The organism is Flavobacterium sp. I3-2 (assembly GCF_013389595.1).
Lineage (GTDB): Bacteria > Bacteroidota > Bacteroidia > Flavobacteriales > Flavobacteriaceae > Flavobacterium.
Window position 1 is genome coordinate 1,978,318 of record NZ_CP058306.1, and the last position, 15,163, is coordinate 1,993,480.

Annotated in this window: 14 protein-coding genes; 2 read left to right on the top strand and 12 right to left on the bottom strand. The window is 30.1% G+C overall.

Annotated features, from left to right (window positions below; genetic code table 11):
* The first annotated feature begins 82 nt into the window (after positions 1–82).
* Positions 83–2,716 (top strand): valine--tRNA ligase, encoded by a 2,634-nt coding sequence (locus HW119_RS09300; RefSeq protein ID WP_177763712.1) that lies wholly within the window; start codon positions 83–85, stop codon positions 2,714–2,716.
* Between the two features lie 76 nt (positions 2,717–2,792).
* Positions 2,793–3,311: a GNAT family N-acetyltransferase gene (locus HW119_RS09305; protein ID WP_177763715.1), complete on the top strand. Its 519-nt coding sequence runs from the start codon at positions 2,793–2,795 to the stop codon at positions 3,309–3,311.
* A gap of 133 nt (positions 3,312–3,444) precedes the next feature.
* On the opposite strand, the gene HW119_RS09310 is transcribed toward HW119_RS09305, so the two are convergent.
* The 12 genes from HW119_RS09310 to HW119_RS09365 form a co-directional block, all read right to left on the bottom strand.
* Entirely contained in the window at positions 3,445–4,095 is a 651-nt protein-coding gene (locus HW119_RS09310; RefSeq protein ID WP_177763718.1) for a hypothetical protein, read from the bottom strand.
* Positions 4,096–4,100: 5 nt separating this feature from the next.
* Positions 4,101–4,520: a DUF1801 domain-containing protein gene (locus tag HW119_RS09315; protein WP_177763721.1), complete on the bottom strand. Its 420-nt coding sequence runs from the start codon at positions 4,518–4,520 to the stop codon at positions 4,101–4,103.
* Positions 4,521–4,540: 20 nt separating this feature from the next.
* Entirely contained in the window at positions 4,541–5,260 is a 720-nt protein-coding gene (locus HW119_RS09320; RefSeq protein ID WP_177763724.1) for a DUF2071 domain-containing protein, read from the bottom strand.
* 1 nt (position 5,261) lies between these two features.
* Positions 5,262–5,876, bottom strand: a complete 615-nt coding sequence (locus HW119_RS09325; RefSeq protein WP_177763727.1) for a hypothetical protein — start codon at positions 5,874–5,876, stop codon at positions 5,262–5,264.
* 78 nt (positions 5,877–5,954) lie between these two features.
* Positions 5,955–7,826 (bottom strand): M56 family metallopeptidase, encoded by a 1,872-nt coding sequence (locus HW119_RS09330; protein ID WP_177763730.1) that lies wholly within the window; start codon positions 7,824–7,826, stop codon positions 5,955–5,957.
* Between the two features lie 4 nt (positions 7,827–7,830).
* On the bottom strand, positions 7,831–8,193 hold the full coding sequence (locus tag HW119_RS09335; protein WP_177763733.1) for a BlaI/MecI/CopY family transcriptional regulator: 363 nt from the start codon (positions 8,191–8,193) through the stop codon (positions 7,831–7,833).
* A 137-nt stretch (positions 8,194–8,330) separates the two neighbouring features.
* Complete coding sequence (locus tag HW119_RS09340) at positions 8,331–8,801, bottom strand: hypothetical protein (protein ID WP_177763736.1); 471 nt, start codon at positions 8,799–8,801, stop codon at positions 8,331–8,333.
* Positions 8,802–8,858: 57 nt separating this feature from the next.
* Positions 8,859–9,605 (bottom strand): phosphate ABC transporter ATP-binding protein PstB, encoded by a 747-nt coding sequence (gene pstB / locus HW119_RS09345; protein WP_177763739.1) that lies wholly within the window; start codon positions 9,603–9,605, stop codon positions 8,859–8,861.
* Positions 9,595–10,452, bottom strand: coding sequence for a phosphate ABC transporter permease PstA (gene pstA, locus HW119_RS09350; protein ID WP_177763742.1), 858 nt, complete (start codon positions 10,450–10,452; stop codon positions 9,595–9,597). The genes pstB and pstA overlap by 11 nt, the downstream gene beginning before the upstream one ends.
* Entirely contained in the window at positions 10,442–11,332 is an 891-nt protein-coding gene (gene pstC, locus HW119_RS09355; RefSeq protein ID WP_177763745.1) for a phosphate ABC transporter permease subunit PstC, read from the bottom strand. Before pstC ends, pstA begins: the two co-directional genes overlap by 11 nt.
* Positions 11,332–12,177: a PstS family phosphate ABC transporter substrate-binding protein gene (locus HW119_RS09360; RefSeq protein ID WP_177763748.1), complete on the bottom strand. Its 846-nt coding sequence runs from the start codon at positions 12,175–12,177 to the stop codon at positions 11,332–11,334. Before HW119_RS09360 ends, pstC begins: the two co-directional genes overlap by 1 nt.
* 261 nt (positions 12,178–12,438) lie before the next feature.
* Positions 12,439–15,162: a hypothetical protein gene (locus HW119_RS09365; RefSeq protein ID WP_177763751.1), complete on the bottom strand. Its 2,724-nt coding sequence runs from the start codon at positions 15,160–15,162 to the stop codon at positions 12,439–12,441.
* Between the last annotated feature and the right edge of the window lies 1 nt (position 15,163).

Genomic DNA, 15,163 nt, shown 5'->3' on the forward strand with positions numbered 1-15,163 from the left:
TTTAATTTAATGATAAAAACAACTATTATTTTATTAATGTTTACTTTTGTATATTGTAAAAAATTTAATTAAAAATAAATATATGAGTATTCCAGCGCAATTTGATGCTAAACAAGTTGAAACGAAATGGTACGACTATTGGATGAAAAACAACTACTTTCGTTCAACACCAGATCATAGAACACCTTATACAATCGTAATCCCGCCACCAAACGTCACGGGAGTCTTACACATGGGACACATGTTAAACAATACGATTCAGGATGTCTTGATTCGTCGTGCACGTTTAAAAGGTTTTAATGCTTGTTGGGTGCCTGGAACGGACCATGCATCGATTGCTACTGAAGCTAAAGTTGTTGCTAAATTAAAAGAGCAAGGAATTAATAAAGACGATTTAACTCGTGAAGAATTCTTAAAACATGCTTGGGAATGGACAGATAAATACGGTGGAACAATCCTTGAGCAACTTAAAAAATTAGGTGCTTCTTGTGATTGGGAACGTACCAAATTTACTTTAGATGACGAACTTTCTCCTGCAGTTATCAAATCTTTTGTTGATTTATATAACAAAGGATTGATTTACCGTGGTTACCGAATGGTTAACTGGGATCCAGAAGCAAAGACAACTTTGTCTGACGAAGAAGTTATTTACGAAGAACGTCAAGGTAAATTATACCATTTAAAATATCAAATCGAAGGAACGAACGATTTCCTTACGATAGCAACCACACGTCCAGAAACTATTTTAGGAGATACTGCTATTTGTATCAATCCAAACGATGAGCGTTACACACATTTACGTGGTAAAAAAGCGATTGTTCCGATTGTGAATAGAGTAGTGCCAATTATTTTTGATGAGTATGTAGATATGGAATTCGGAACAGGTTGTTTAAAAGTAACGCCTGCGCACGATGTAAACGATAAAGATTTAGGCGAGCGTCACAACTTAGAAATTATTGATATTTTTAATGAAGATGCTACGTTGAACGATTTAGGAATGCATTACAAAGGAAAAGACCGTTTTGTAGTTCGTGACGAAATCTCTGAAGAATTAAAATCGATTGGAGCTTTAGAAAAAGTAGAAAATCACATGAATAATGTGGGAACTTCTGAAAGAACAAAAGCTGTAATCGAACCAAGATTATCTGACCAATGGTTCCTTAAAATGGAAGATTTGGTAAAGCCTGCTATTAAAGCGGTTTTAGAAACAGAGGAAATTAAATTATATCCAAACCGTTTCAACAATACGTACCGCCACTGGATGGAAAATATCCGTGATTGGAATATTTCTCGTCAGTTATGGTGGGGACACCAAATTCCAGCGTTTTATTATGGAGACGGAAAAGAAGATTTCGTTGTTGCAGAAACCAAAGAAGCTGCATTAGCATTAGCTAAAGAAAGAACAGGAAACTCAGCATTAACAACAAATGATTTAGTTCAAGATAAAGATGCTTTAGATACATGGTTCTCTGCTTGGTTATGGCCAATGTCGGTTTTTGACGGAGTGGTTAATCCAGAAAACGAGGAATTTAAATATTATTATCCAACGAATGATTTAGTTACCGGACCAGATATTTTATTCTTCTGGGTAGCTCGTATGATTATGGCTGGTTACGAATATGCTGGAGAAAAACCATTTTCTAATGTGTATTTAACAGGAATTGTACGTGATGCGCAACGCAGAAAAATGTCTAAATCATTAGGTAACTCACCAGACCCGTTAGATTTAATCGAGAAATTTGGTGCAGACGGTGTTCGTTGTGGCTTATTATTATCAGCTTCTGCAGGTAACGATATTTTATTCGACGAAGAATTATGCAACCAAGGAAAAGCGTTTACAAACAAAATTTGGAATGCGTTCCGTTTAATTAAAGGATGGGAAGTTTCAGAAACTATTGAGCAACCAGAAGCGTCAAAAGCTGCGATTGCTTGGTACGAAGCAAAGTTACAGAAAAACCTTGCAGAGATTGAAGACCATTTTGAAAAATACAGAATCTCTGACGCGTTAATGGCGATTTATAAATTAGTTTGGGACGATTTCTGTTCTTGGTTCTTAGAAATGATTAAACCAGGTTACCAACAACCAATCGATGCGGTTACTTTCAAGGCGGCAATCGAAATGTTAGAGGCAAACTTGAAGTTGTTACATCCGTATATGCCATTTTTAACCGAAGAAATTTGGCAACATATTGCTGAACGTTCTACAGAAGAAGCATTAATCGTATCGGCTTGGCCAGAAATCAAATCGTTTGATGAACAATTAATCGCAGATTTTGATTTTGCTGCTGAGGTAATTTCAGGAATTCGTACCATTCGTAAAGACAAAAACATTTCGTTTAAAGAAACGATTGATTTAAAAGTGTTGAACAAAGACAATAAACCAACAACTTTCGATGCTGTTATTACGAAGTTAGGAAACGTTGCAAATTTAGAATACGTAACAGAGCAAGTTTCAGGAGCTTTGTCTTATCGTGTAAATTCTAACGAATATTTCATTCCAATTTCAGGTTCGGTAAACGTTGAAGAAGAAATCACGAAATTAGAAGAAGAATTAAAATACTTAAAAGGATTCTTAAAATCGGTTCAAGGAAAACTTTCAAACGAAAAATTCGTGAACGGAGCGCCAGAGCAAGTTTTAGCTAACGAACGCAAAAAAGAAGCCGATGCTTTATCTAAAATCGCAACGATTGAACAATCATTAGCAGGATTAAAATAATTGTGAACTTTATAAATTTAAGCCCTTTCATTTTTGGAAGGGCTTTTTTGTTATATTTAAATGAAAATTAAATGTCATGAAAAATTACTCAAACCTAGAAACCAATCGACTACTAATTCGTCCGACGCAAATTGGTGATGCGGATTTTATTTTAAAACTTGTAAACAGCCCAAAATGGATTGAATTAATCGGAGATAGAGAAGTACATTCAATTGAAGAAGCTGAAAATTATATAACTTCTAAGATGCTTCCTCAATTAGAAAAATTAGGGTTTACAAATAATATAATTATCAGAAAAAATGATAATGTAAAAATTGGAATTTGCGGACTTTTTAAAAGAGATGAAACTGAAAATATAGAAATTGGTTTTGCACTTTTACCTGAATTCGAAAATCAAGGATATGCTTTTGAAGCAAATATCGAAATGATTTCGTTTGCCAAAAATAAATTGAATGTAAAATCTGTAACTGCATTTACCAATCCTGAAAATTTGGCATCGCAAAAATTATTAGAAAAGTTAGGATTGCGTTTTGTTAAATCACTTATTTTACCTGACGAAGCCGATGAGATTTTTTTCTATAAACTGGATTTATAATTTTTTAATTTGGTCGTTTCCTGCACAAAAACTCCTACCGTCGTTTTTTACAGGTCGCGTCTTTCACTATATCTTTTGTTTCACTTTGTTTCACAAAAGGATGTCGCTACAACCGCTAACGCAAAATAAGTAGTTAGCTAATCCAAGTAAAAATATCTTCAACTACTTTCCATTTGCCATCGGATTTTTTCAAAATCAGAATACTTCCATTACCACACAAAGCACCACAAAAATAGCTTAATTCGACATAAGCAGTTTGTTTATCTTTTGATAAAATAGGAATAGAAATTTCATATTCACCAAAATATAAATCCGAATTGTTTCTGAGTTTTTCTTTTACGCTTTCTTTAGTATTTACTTTTTCAAGAATTGAAGCCGCGATTTTGATTGAATCTGCATACGTATTTTGCTGTAAAATATATATCGAATCTTCAGATGTGAAATAAACTTTGTTTTCAAATTTATTTCCAATTAATTCAGACAAGAAAATTCCGTTTGGTGAAGGTAGTAATTTGTTTCCTTCTGAATCAATTTCATCTAATTCTATGTGAACTTTTATTAAATTCTCTAAAAGTACATTTTCAGAATCTTTATCAGATTTTAAAACATCCAAACCATTTTGCTGGATTATGGCTTCAATAATTAAATTGATTTCTGTAATTTCTTCAGCCGAAATTTCTTTTACCGTAATAGGTTCAGGTTGTTCAATAATCATTTTTTCTTCTCGTTTTTCACACGAAATAATGAAAATTAAAAAGGAAAAGATTAAAACGATTTTTTTCATATTTATTACAGATTGAGACCAAATAGAATCATTTCTTTCAAAACATCAAAATCAATCGAAGCTAAATTTTTAAATTTTATACAATAACCGGTAATTTTTGCTTGACCAAGTCTTGAACCAAAAGTATTTTTTAGAAAATTTTTATCTTCAACTCCAAAAATATATATCGAAATTCCCGTCGTGTTTGTACTAATTCCTATTCTGTAAAACTCTTTTGATGTTCCGTTTTTATATTTTATAAAATGCGTTCCGTAACCCATGTTTGGATTAGAAATTATTTTATCATTTTCATCTTTACCATCCAGAAACCATATTTTCAATTTCGGATTTTGGTTTAAAATCAGCTGATGTAAAACAGTTAAATCGGCACGTTTACTATCTGATTGATTTGAAATGTAATTGCTAATTTGATTTTCGATATTCATAAATTCATTTTAAAATTCGTTTAACTACAGCAAGAAATTGAATTTAAAGATTTCCATTCATGTTCAATATTTTCCATTAAAATGGCATTGTCAAATTGAATTGAACCTTTTGGAAAAAGAGTTTCATCTTCAAAAAAACTGGATTTTATTTTTAAAACATCCAATGGTTTTACTTGCCAATTGTAAGTATCTAATTTTAAACCTTCGAATTTATTTCCGTTTGGAGAATATCCGATAGAACCATTCTCAAAAAAATGTGACACGTTTTCTAAAGATTTAAATATCGAATTTTTATTAAACTCGTTAACAAGTTTCGCATCAATGTAAATAGACGTTTTATCGGAACTTATAAAATCTAAATGATAAAAATTATTTTCTTCTTTTACATTGAAGTTTGCATAATAATGTTTCCCAGGAAAAATACGTCCTCCAACGAGCGTATTTAATTTTAGATTTGTATCTCTTCTCGGAATAAAAACTCCTTCTTTTGTTACGCCATTTTCATCCCATTCAACTGCAATTCTGTGAGCTCCGTTTTCTGAATTTATTCCCAAACAATTTGGTAAACCTTTGGGTTTGATTTCTTTTAAACGAATCAAACAAATTCCTACAATTGCTTTTCCTCCATATAGTTTAGGTCTAAAAGGTTTTGGTAGTATTTTTTCGACAACTTGTGGTGCTGCAATATAATTGATTAACATTCGTCTTTCGATGAAGCCATGAATAGTCGGAATTTTCATTTTATAATGTGTTAAATTCGTTTTGTAAATTTATTTTTGCTTGAATTTCAAATTTATCATAAAAAAAATCGGTTTTGAAAATTCGTTCCATTTCAAGAAAATGTTTTAAAACTTTTTTTCGTCCCGAATTATAAACTGCTTCAGAATAAAAGGCATATTCTTTTCTTATGTTTTTATAGTAAATCGAATAAATTTCACATGGTTGACCTAAAACAGAAAGGTCTGCATCTGTAAAATAATTAATGTCTGTATTGGTTGAAATTACATGTGATTTTGTTGCAAGAATTATTTGATTACAAAGATTAATTTCATTTTCAGAAACAGAAATTTCAGACATTCTTTTTATGGCTAATTCGGCACTTTCTTCTTCGTTTATTGTATTCGATACGTCATAAATAACGTCATGATAAAAAAGTGAAAATAAAATAACATTCCAATTATTAATTTCTGTTTTAGTCTCAGATAATTGATTCAAAATATTTTCAAGATGTTGTAAATTGTGATAATATCTGTTTTTGTAAGCATAATGTTTTTTGATTTCGTCCCAAAAAATCAATTGCAGATTTTCATTTGCAGTATAATTTGATAACAGTTTTAAAAATGTTTTTTGTAACATATTTTAATTTTTGATAAAATAAATATAACAAAAAATCCCTTCTTGATTGAAAGGATTTTGAGTTTTAATAGTTATTTTTTATAGAATGCTTTGTGTAGAATTATGTTGTAATTCAACTGTTTTTTTTGCGTCAGCTAAAGCTTTTTGTCTTTCTCTTTCAGCTTTTTTTGATTCAATTAAAGCTTTTTTTGACTCAGCTAATGCTTTTTTCGTTTCAATTTCAGCTCTTTTTGACTCAGCTAATGCTTTTTTCGATTCAATTTCAGCTCTTTTTGATTCAGCTAATGCTTTTTTTGATTCAATTTCAGCTTTTTTTCTTTCGTTTAAAGCTTTTCGTTTTTCTTCCAATTCCTTTTTTTCATATTCTTTTGTTTGGATAATTAAAACGCCATTTTTTCCTTTTTCGCCATATTTTTTGATAGACTCATCATCTTTAAGTACCGTAATGTTTTTGATTTCATTTGGTGAAATTTTTCCTAAATCAGATGAATCAACTTCTTTGTCATCTATAATATATAATGGTTTATTTTTACTCGATAATTTATTGTCTTTCTTGTTTGATTTTCTTGTTTCAATTATGATGATATCATTTTCTCTTTCTGCCTTAAATGGAATATTTTTATTGTAAAATGATTGCAATTCTTCAAAGCTAGATTCTTTTCCATCAATTAAAATTTTTTCATAACTCGTAATTTCAGGTACATGATTTGATTGATTTATTAAATCTTTTACATCAACTGCATTTCCATCTATGTGAACTTTAGCTTCTACAGATTGATCAATACCAAAACTAAAAATTCTGTCTTCTACTTCTCCTGTAGTTATAAAATTTATTAGAGTTCCTTTTTCTGAATTAGTAAAATCTACAGCTACAGATTTAATTTTTGAATGGTCAAATTCTTGTAAATCTTTCTGTGATAATTCTTTACCATCAATTGTTGTTTTATAATTCTCGATTATTTCATTATAAACCTTTTTATCTTCTTGAATTGGTTTAATATCTTTTTGAAGTAATTCTAAGATTATTTGATTTTCTGTTATAAAGTCATTTTTTTGTGTTTCTTGTTTCACTTGTGCGATGGTTTCGATTTGAAACAATCCAAAGAATGCTAATAAAACAGGTGCAGTCAATGCAATTTTTAATTTTTTCATAGGATTTGATTTTTTTGAGTTTAACATTAAAATACGTTTTTTTAAATCAGATGAATTAAACGCATTCGTTAATAAATCGGTTTCGATATTTTGATTAAAATTCAACAAGGTTTTTTGATACTTATATGAATTTTCTTGTTTGATGATTTCTTCGTCAACTAAAAATTCTAAGTTTAAATTGATGTCTTTTCTGATTAATTTTATAATGGGATTAAACCAAAATAAATCATTCACTAAACCAATGTAAACCAAATCAAAGCTGTGTTTTTGTTTGATATGAATATTTTCGTGCGCAATTAAAACAGAAATATTTTCATTGTTAAACAATTGCTTAGGTAAAACCATCCATTTATAAAAAGAATAAACTTGTTGATTGTCATCTGTAATTTTAATGTTTTTTTCTGTCGGATGATTTTCAAAACTTTTAATTGAACGTACCAATTGATTGATTTTAAAAATTCGAATTCCGATTTTTATTATCGAAATCATTCCAACAATTGCAAGGCTAATCAAAAGCCAATTTATATTGTCATACCAATTTGTTTCTATTATTTCTGTAGAATTTAAAACGAAATTTGAAATATCTTCAACCGTTTTTAAATTCGAAGCTGGAATTATTATTTCTTCAATCTTTGTGAAATAAATCAACGGAAAAACGAATGACAATACAATCGAACCTAAAAAATAAAACCGATTGTACTTATAAAAGGTTTCTTTCTGAAGTAGTAGTTTGTAAAAAATCCAGAAGAAAAGCAACAAACCGTTTACTTTAAGCAGATAAATGAGTAGGTTTTCCATAAGCTTATTTTTTATGTTTTTCGATTATGTCTAAAAGTTCCTGAATTTCTTGCTCACTTAATTTGTCGTCTTTTACAAAATAATTAACCAAGTTAGAAACCGAATTGCCAAAATATTTTTTCATCGAATCTTTAACAAAAACATTTCGATAAGATTCTAAACTTATTTTCGGAAAATATTGATGCGATTTTCCGTAGGTTTTATGGTCAACAAAACCTTTTTCTTCTAACAATCTAACAATTGTAGAAAGCGTGTTGTAATGCGGTTTTGGTTCGGGCATTTTTTCGAGAATATCATTTACAAATGCTTTTTCTAATTGCCATAAAACTTGCATTATTTCTTCTTCTTTATTGGTAAGTTTCTCCATGATTTTTGTAACTATCTGATTTTGTTATTACAAATATAAACTAATTTTTTAGTTACACAACTATTTTTTTAGTTATTAAGTAAAATTTTATTCTTTGAGAAAAAAAATCCTTCAATTAATTCTTGAAGGATTTGATTTTATTGAGAAAAAAGCACGCGTTCTACATTTCCATTTTCTTTTTTATTGCGGTCTTTTTTTATAATTATTTTTGCTTTTCGTTCTTCTTCACTTATTTCGGGGTTTCCGTTTTTATAAAATTCAATATCTATTTTATTCAAAGCAATTGTTCCATTCTGAAAATGTTCAACGAAAGTTTCATCACCATTTTTAATTTCAAAATAAACTTCGTGAATTTTATTGTTCTTTATTATTTCACGTAATTTTAAATCGATACCAAATTGAGCAGCAGTTTTTTCAACATCTCTTAATTCTTTATCTGTGCTCAAAGCGTATATCGTAAAGTTCGATGTGTTGATAAAGAAATCAACAATTACTTCCTGTTTCGGTTTGGAATCTTTATAGGATTTTAATTCTTTAATCGTTTTTTTCTGTGCAAACGAACTTGAACAAATCAAAACACCAAAGACAATAAACACATATTTTTTCATAACATTTTTTATTTTTTAAACGTGAATTAAAAAAATATATTGTTCAAAATGAAATGTTTATCCGAAATATCCGTTGATGTAATTGGTTGTAATCTCATTTTTAGGATTGTTGAAAATTTGTTCCGTCGGACCTTCTTCCATAACTTCACCTAAATACATAAAAATAGTTTTATCAGCTACACGTTGCGCTTGTTGCATGTTGTGCGTTACAATAGCAATGGTATATTTCTTTTTAAGATGTTTGATTAATTCTTCGATTTTCAGCGTACTAACTGGGTCAAGTGCAGAACATGGTTCATCCATTAAAATCACTTCTGGACGTAACGCAACGGCACGAGCAATACATAAACGTTGTTGTTGCCCTCCTGATAATCGCGTAGCCGGCATTTTTAAATCATTCTTAACTTCGTCCCATAAATAAGCTTCTTGTAGCGCTTTTTCAACAACATCTTTTCCGTGTGGTAAATTATTAATTTTTAAACCGTAAGTGATGTTTTCTTGAATGCTTTTTGGAAACGGATTGGCTTTTTGAAAAACCATTCCTATACGTTTTCTAATTTCGGTAACCGGAATGTTTTTAGAATAAATATTTATATCATCTAATAAAAATGTTCCGTTAATATTAGCATCTGGTGATAAATCGTGCATACGATTAAAGCTTCGTAAAAGTGTACTTTTTCCACATCCAGATGGACCAATTAAAGCAGTAATTTCGTTTTCGTTAAAAGAAACACTTACATTTTTTAGAACTTGTTTGGTGCCGAAGCTTATATTTAAATTTTGTACTGATAGTTTAGTTTTCATCTTTTCTGAATTTATAACGAATATAAAATGCGGTAAGGTTTAATAAGAACACAACAACGACTAAAACTAATGCCGTACCATAGGCAATTGGTCTTACTTGGTCGATAGATTGATGTTGTGTAGATAACATATATAAATGGTAAGGTAAAGCCATGAATTCTTGGTTTACATAACCAGACGAACCGTTGATATAGAAAGCAGCTCCGGTAAATAAAATGGGAGCAGTTTCTCCTGCAGCTCTAGATAATGTTAAAACAATTCCAGTTAAAATCCCAGACATTGCAGATGGAATTACTACATCTTTAATGGTTTCGAATTTTGTTGCTCCAACTGCTAATGCTGCTTCTCTTGTACTATTTGGAATTCGTTTTAGAGCTTCTTCTGTTGTTGTGATGATGTACGGAAGTGATAATAATCCTAAAGTTAATCCAGCTGCAACTAATGATGTTCCAAAATTTAAAGCTTGTACAAAAAGCGCTAATCCGAATAAACCGTAAATGATTGAAGGAACTCCAGATAAGTTACGAATGGCTGCACGGATGGTTCTTGTGACCCAAGTATTTTCAGCATATTCGTTTAAGTAAATCGCACAACAAATTCCGAAAGGAACTGCAAAAGCAGATGTGATTAAAGTAAGTAATACGGTTCCGATTATCGGAGTTAAAATTCCTCCGGAAGTCATTCCTTCTTTAGGTACCATGGTCGTGAATTCCCATGATAAAACGCTAAATCCTTTAGAAAAAATTTCCCAAATAATGACTACAATAAAAAAGCAAACTATTGCAGTACTTAGTAAAAGGGAACCCCATTCAATAACGCTTGATAATTTATTTGTTTTAAACTGCATGATATTTTCTGAATCGGTTAATAAAAAATTCTCCAACAATATTTGCAAATAAAGTCATGAAGAAAAGTACAGTTGCTATGGCATAAAGCGCATAATAGTGTGTGGTTTGGTATGGAACTTCACCCATTTCAATAGCAATCGTCGCTGTCATGGTTTTAACTGAATCGAACATTCCGGTTGGCATTAAAGCTGCATTTCCGGTTGCCATCAAGACAGTCATTGTTTCTCCGATAGCACGTCCAACTCCCAACATAATTGCTGTGATGATACCAGGAGCCGCCGCCGGAATAATTACTTTACGTAAAGTTTGCCAACGTGTTGCACCAACTCCGTAACTTGCTTCTTTGTATGCGTTTGGGACTGCATGAATCGCATCTTCAGCCACAGTGATTATCGTTGGTAACGCCATTACTGCTAATAAAATAGCTCCGTTTAAAGCATTTAATCCATTTGGTAAATCCGCTAAATCTGCAATTCCAGGACTTAAAACCACAATTCCTAAGAATCCAATAACAACAGATGGAATCGCTGCTAACATTTCAATTGTCGGTTTTAAAATATTTTTGACTCTTGGTTTGGCATAAATGGCAATGTATGATGCGGTTCCAACTCCAATTGGAATGGCAATTATCATCGCTCCAAAAGTTACTAATGTGGTACTTAAAATTAATGGAAGCATTCCGTATTTTGGAGTTTTGGCAGTTGGTGCCCATTCCATTCCGGTGATAAAATCTAATGGTTTTACATCTAAGAAGAAAGAAATTGAATTGTAGACTAACATGGCAAATATTCCGCCAAGTAAAGCTAAAACTAAATATCCGGTAGCTTTAAAAACTACTTTGAATATAATATCTAAGGTAATTCGAGATTTATAATTCATTATTTTTCAATTATATAATAACCGTGTTCTTCTATCATTTTCTTTCCTAATTCACTTTCTTCAAAATCGATAAAAGGTTTTACTTTATGCCAAGAATCTGCTAAAACAAATTGATACAAAGGACGTTGAAAGAAATACAAACTTTTATTAATGGTTTCGTTATCAATTGGTGAATAAGCAATAGAATCAGGTTTTTCTTTGATGTTTACGATTCTGATTTTTGTATTTGCATTTGGGTCGTGAGCAACATAACCAGCACCAACATATCCAATTCCAGATTTGTCGGCTTTTACACCTTCAATAATTTGGGCATTTCCGGTCATTTCTTTAGCAGCAGGTGAAAATTCAATCTTTAATTTTTTCTTTACAAAAGAATGTGTTCCTGAACTCGATTGACGGCCGTAAATATTTATAGGTAAATCAATATCAATCACTTGGTTCCAATTGGTGATTTCGCCACTTAAAATTTTACCTAATGTTTCTAAATCAATTTCATCAAGTGGTAAATCTTTATGAACAACAAAGGCGGTGGCATCTTCAGCAAAAATTACTGTTTTAAGTTCAATGTTTTTATCTTTGAATTGTTGGATTTCATCGTCAGAAAGTGGTCGTGAAGAATTTGCAATATCGGCTTGACCGTTTAAAAGCGAAGTTATCCCTAAACCAGAACCACCACCAGAAATCGAAATACTAAAATCGTCATCAAGTTCTGTAAATTTTTCGGCAAGATTAATAGCTAAATTAACTTCGGTATCCGAACCTTTCATCTTAATGGCGTTGTCTTTTCGACTGCACGAAGTTAACATCGCGCCAAGCATTAAAATGAAGCAAAAAGAATTTTTCATATCTTGTTATTTATTTCGGCAAAACTCTAATTTTGTTGTTACTTTAAAGTTAGCAGAATGTAAATTGTACTTAAAGCTTATGTAAATTTAATGTTACGTATTTTGTAAATGCTTTAATTTGTGAGATTTCCGAAAGTTTTTTAGTCAAAACTTATCTAAAATAAATGTTAACTTATTGTTATTCAGTGTTAATTGTTTTTTGATGAAATCCATTTTTCAAATAAAAAAACTGCTTTAAATATGATAAAGCAGTTTATGATTTTAGAATTTAACGGAATTGAATTTTTTTACTTCCGATTTTTTTTCTTTTATTTTTATGATAAAATCTTGAGTTATTGGCTTGTCAATTTCTGTAGTAATTTCAATGTTATTTTGTAAAACTTCAGTCTGCGATTCGGGTAAATGATTGTTAATGCTTATTGTGTATTTTCCTTCAGGAACATAAATCATATATCGACCCGATTCGTTTGTGTAGGTTTTGTAAGTTTTACCATTTTCATTAACCAAATCAATTCGAAATGCTGATTTTTCTTTTTTAATGTCATACGAATTTTTTGATTCCTCAAAAAGAAGATAACCTTGAATTGTTGTTGTTTTATTATAAAAAATAACTTGTTCTGTATCTTCATTTACATTGACAACAATTGGTTCAGAAAGCCATTGATTATCATTTTGTAATCGAATTTCGTATTTTCCAACCGGAATTTTTTTGTATTTAATTATGCCATTTTCATCAGTCAAGAAAGGTTTGTTGTTTACAAAAACGATTTTATTTGCAGCGTTAAAACTGTTTTTGTTTTTTTCGTTATATTTTACATGAACGGTTAAATTTGCTTTTTTACTTCTAGGTTTGTTTGGGTCAAAGTTTTTAATTAATCCGGCTTGTAGGTTTAAATTAGAATATTGTAAACCATCTAAATATTTATTGTAATTCGAATTTAAAAAGACTCTGAAATTTGAATCAAACTCATATCGTAACGTATTGTTGATTACTAAAATATTTGCAAGACTATTGTTTAAAGAATAATTGACATAGGTTGTAAATTCTAATTTGTTATTAAATGCATTTAACACATACATCAAATTTGTGTTTAAACTTTTGTATGTTTCATTTAATTGATTTGGATTGTTCAGCTCATTAATCGAAGCGTAATTGTATTGATATTGAGTTGAAAAATTAAACGCTCTAAACTTAATTCCTAAACCTGCTCTGTAACTATAAGGTTGTTCTAAATTGAATGTAAGAATTTTTCCTACATCAAAAGTTGCACTCAGAATTAGATTTTTTTCGAATTGATTAATTTGAAAAACAGTATTTACACCAACTTTTTTAAATAAACTAATATCCGAAAAATAAGCATTTGTTCGTTTCTCGTAAATGTAATTTGGAGCGACAAAGAAATTAAAATGACGTTGACTGAATCGATAAGTTAAATCTAAATTTTGATTGATTTGATTGTTAAAAAACATTTCGTATTTATTCAAACCTTCAGGATTTAGTTCGTTGTAATTATAACCTAAAGAGAAGCTGTGTTTTTTGATTTTATATTGCAATCTTTCGTTTAGCTGAACAACACCTCTTCGCATTCCTGCATATTTATTAGAACTCAAAATATGATTTCCAAAATAAGACCATTTATCATTTGAATAAAAAGCAGAAATCCCGCCTAAAATACCTGTCGCAACCTCGCTGTTATCATACATTGTACTCAAACCTTGTTGATAAACAAATTTTAAATTTTTGTTGGATATAAATTCTTGCGAATGGTATAAAATGTATTTATAAATTCCGCTGTTATAATCTAAATCATAATTCAAAAAAGTACGAGTTCTCGCACCATTTTCCTTGATTGTATTCATTGCAAGCCAAGCCGAATTACCTCTTGAATTTTTAAAAGTTTCGGTTACTGCATAAGTTTTATCGATATATCCGACTTCTAAATCTAACGAATCAGTTATTTTATATTTTACTTCACCACCAATTCCGTTAAGCATAACTTCGCCTTGTTGGTAAATATTTCCAATATTGGTTTCAAAATTTCTATTTTTATAACCAAGAATGGTATTTCTTAAAAAAAAGTTTTGAGAAATATCCCAATATTCCATTTGAGAATTAAGTCGAATTTTACTGTTTTCAGAAACTTTTACATCGGTATTAATTCCAAGATTTAGATTGTTTTGGTTTGAAGTTGTGTTGTATGAATTGCTAAGTCTTATTTCATTTTCTTGATATCTGTAATCGCCTAAATCGATTTCTTTGTATGTTCGATTTTGTTTGATTGAATTGACATAAATAGGGAAGGAGTTGATATAATCTCCAGATTTGTAATACAGCGAAGCTTGAATTTCAAAATCTTCTTTTTTAAGCATTTGCTTATTTATGAATTTTTGAATGTTTACAACAGTATCCTGAAAAGCTTTAGTTTCTAATTCAATGGTCTCGAACTCATTTTTAGTGAATCCGTACGGATATTTGATAACCAAATTGACAACCTGATTTGTGTTTCCTCTGTTCGAAATCTCGAAATTTAAATCTATTGAATCATTAACTTGAAAAAAAGTTAGGTGTTGATTTTGTAATCGAAAATTTATATTTCTAGTTTTTTCAGGATAAATAGTTAAATCATCACGATAAGTTTTTTGTTCTGTTTTAAAAACAGCTTCAACTTTAATTTCTGTACTAAACGTTTTGGGTTTAAGTTGAGCTTTTACAGGAATGTAAATAAAATCATTTGGTTCTAACTTTATCGTTTGATTGATTTTTTTTATCAAGCTCAAATCTTCACTTTTAGATTCAATTTGAAGTTCGCCGGTAATTGTTTCATTTCCATTGTTTTTTAAATACAATGAAGTTTGAATTATTTTAGATTTTTTGGCGGTTAAACTGTCATTATCAAATCTAACAATTAATTGATTTTCTTTATTTTGAGAATAAAGAGAAACAAAATTTAGACATAATAATAAAGCAAAAAAAAGTTTTTTCATT

Excerpts from the sequence above, each read along its gene's own strand:
- HW119_RS09300 (WP_177763712.1), top strand. The coding sequence starts at position 83 with ATGAGTATTCCAGCGCAATTTGATGCTAAACAAGTTGAAACGAAATGG.
- HW119_RS09305 (WP_177763715.1), top strand. The coding sequence starts at position 2,793 with ATGAAAAATTACTCAAACCTAGAAACCAATCGACTACTAATTCGTCCG.
- HW119_RS09310 (WP_177763718.1), bottom strand. The coding sequence starts at position 4,095 with ATGAAAAAAATCGTTTTAATCTTTTCCTTTTTAATTTTCATTATTTCG.
- HW119_RS09315 (WP_177763721.1), bottom strand. The coding sequence starts at position 4,520 with ATGAATATCGAAAATCAAATTAGCAATTACATTTCAAATCAATCAGAT.
- HW119_RS09320 (WP_177763724.1), bottom strand. The coding sequence starts at position 5,260 with ATGAAAATTCCGACTATTCATGGCTTCATCGAAAGACGAATGTTAATC.
- HW119_RS09325 (WP_177763727.1), bottom strand. The coding sequence starts at position 5,876 with ATGTTACAAAAAACATTTTTAAAACTGTTATCAAATTATACTGCAAAT.
- HW119_RS09330 (WP_177763730.1), bottom strand. The coding sequence starts at position 7,826 with ATGGAAAACCTACTCATTTATCTGCTTAAAGTAAACGGTTTGTTGCTT.
- HW119_RS09335 (WP_177763733.1), bottom strand. The coding sequence starts at position 8,193 with ATGGAGAAACTTACCAATAAAGAAGAAGAAATAATGCAAGTTTTATGG.
- HW119_RS09340 (WP_177763736.1), bottom strand. The coding sequence starts at position 8,801 with ATGAAAAAATATGTGTTTATTGTCTTTGGTGTTTTGATTTGTTCAAGT.
- pstB (WP_177763739.1), bottom strand. The coding sequence starts at position 9,605 with ATGAAAACTAAACTATCAGTACAAAATTTAAATATAAGCTTCGGCACC.
- pstA (WP_177763742.1), bottom strand. The coding sequence starts at position 10,452 with ATGCAGTTTAAAACAAATAAATTATCAAGCGTTATTGAATGGGGTTCC.
- pstC (WP_177763745.1), bottom strand. The coding sequence starts at position 11,332 with ATGAATTATAAATCTCGAATTACCTTAGATATTATATTCAAAGTAGTT.
- HW119_RS09360 (WP_177763748.1), bottom strand. The coding sequence starts at position 12,177 with ATGAAAAATTCTTTTTGCTTCATTTTAATGCTTGGCGCGATGTTAACT.
- HW119_RS09365 (WP_177763751.1), bottom strand. The coding sequence starts at position 15,162 with ATGAAAAAACTTTTTTTTGCTTTATTATTATGTCTAAATTTTGTTTCT.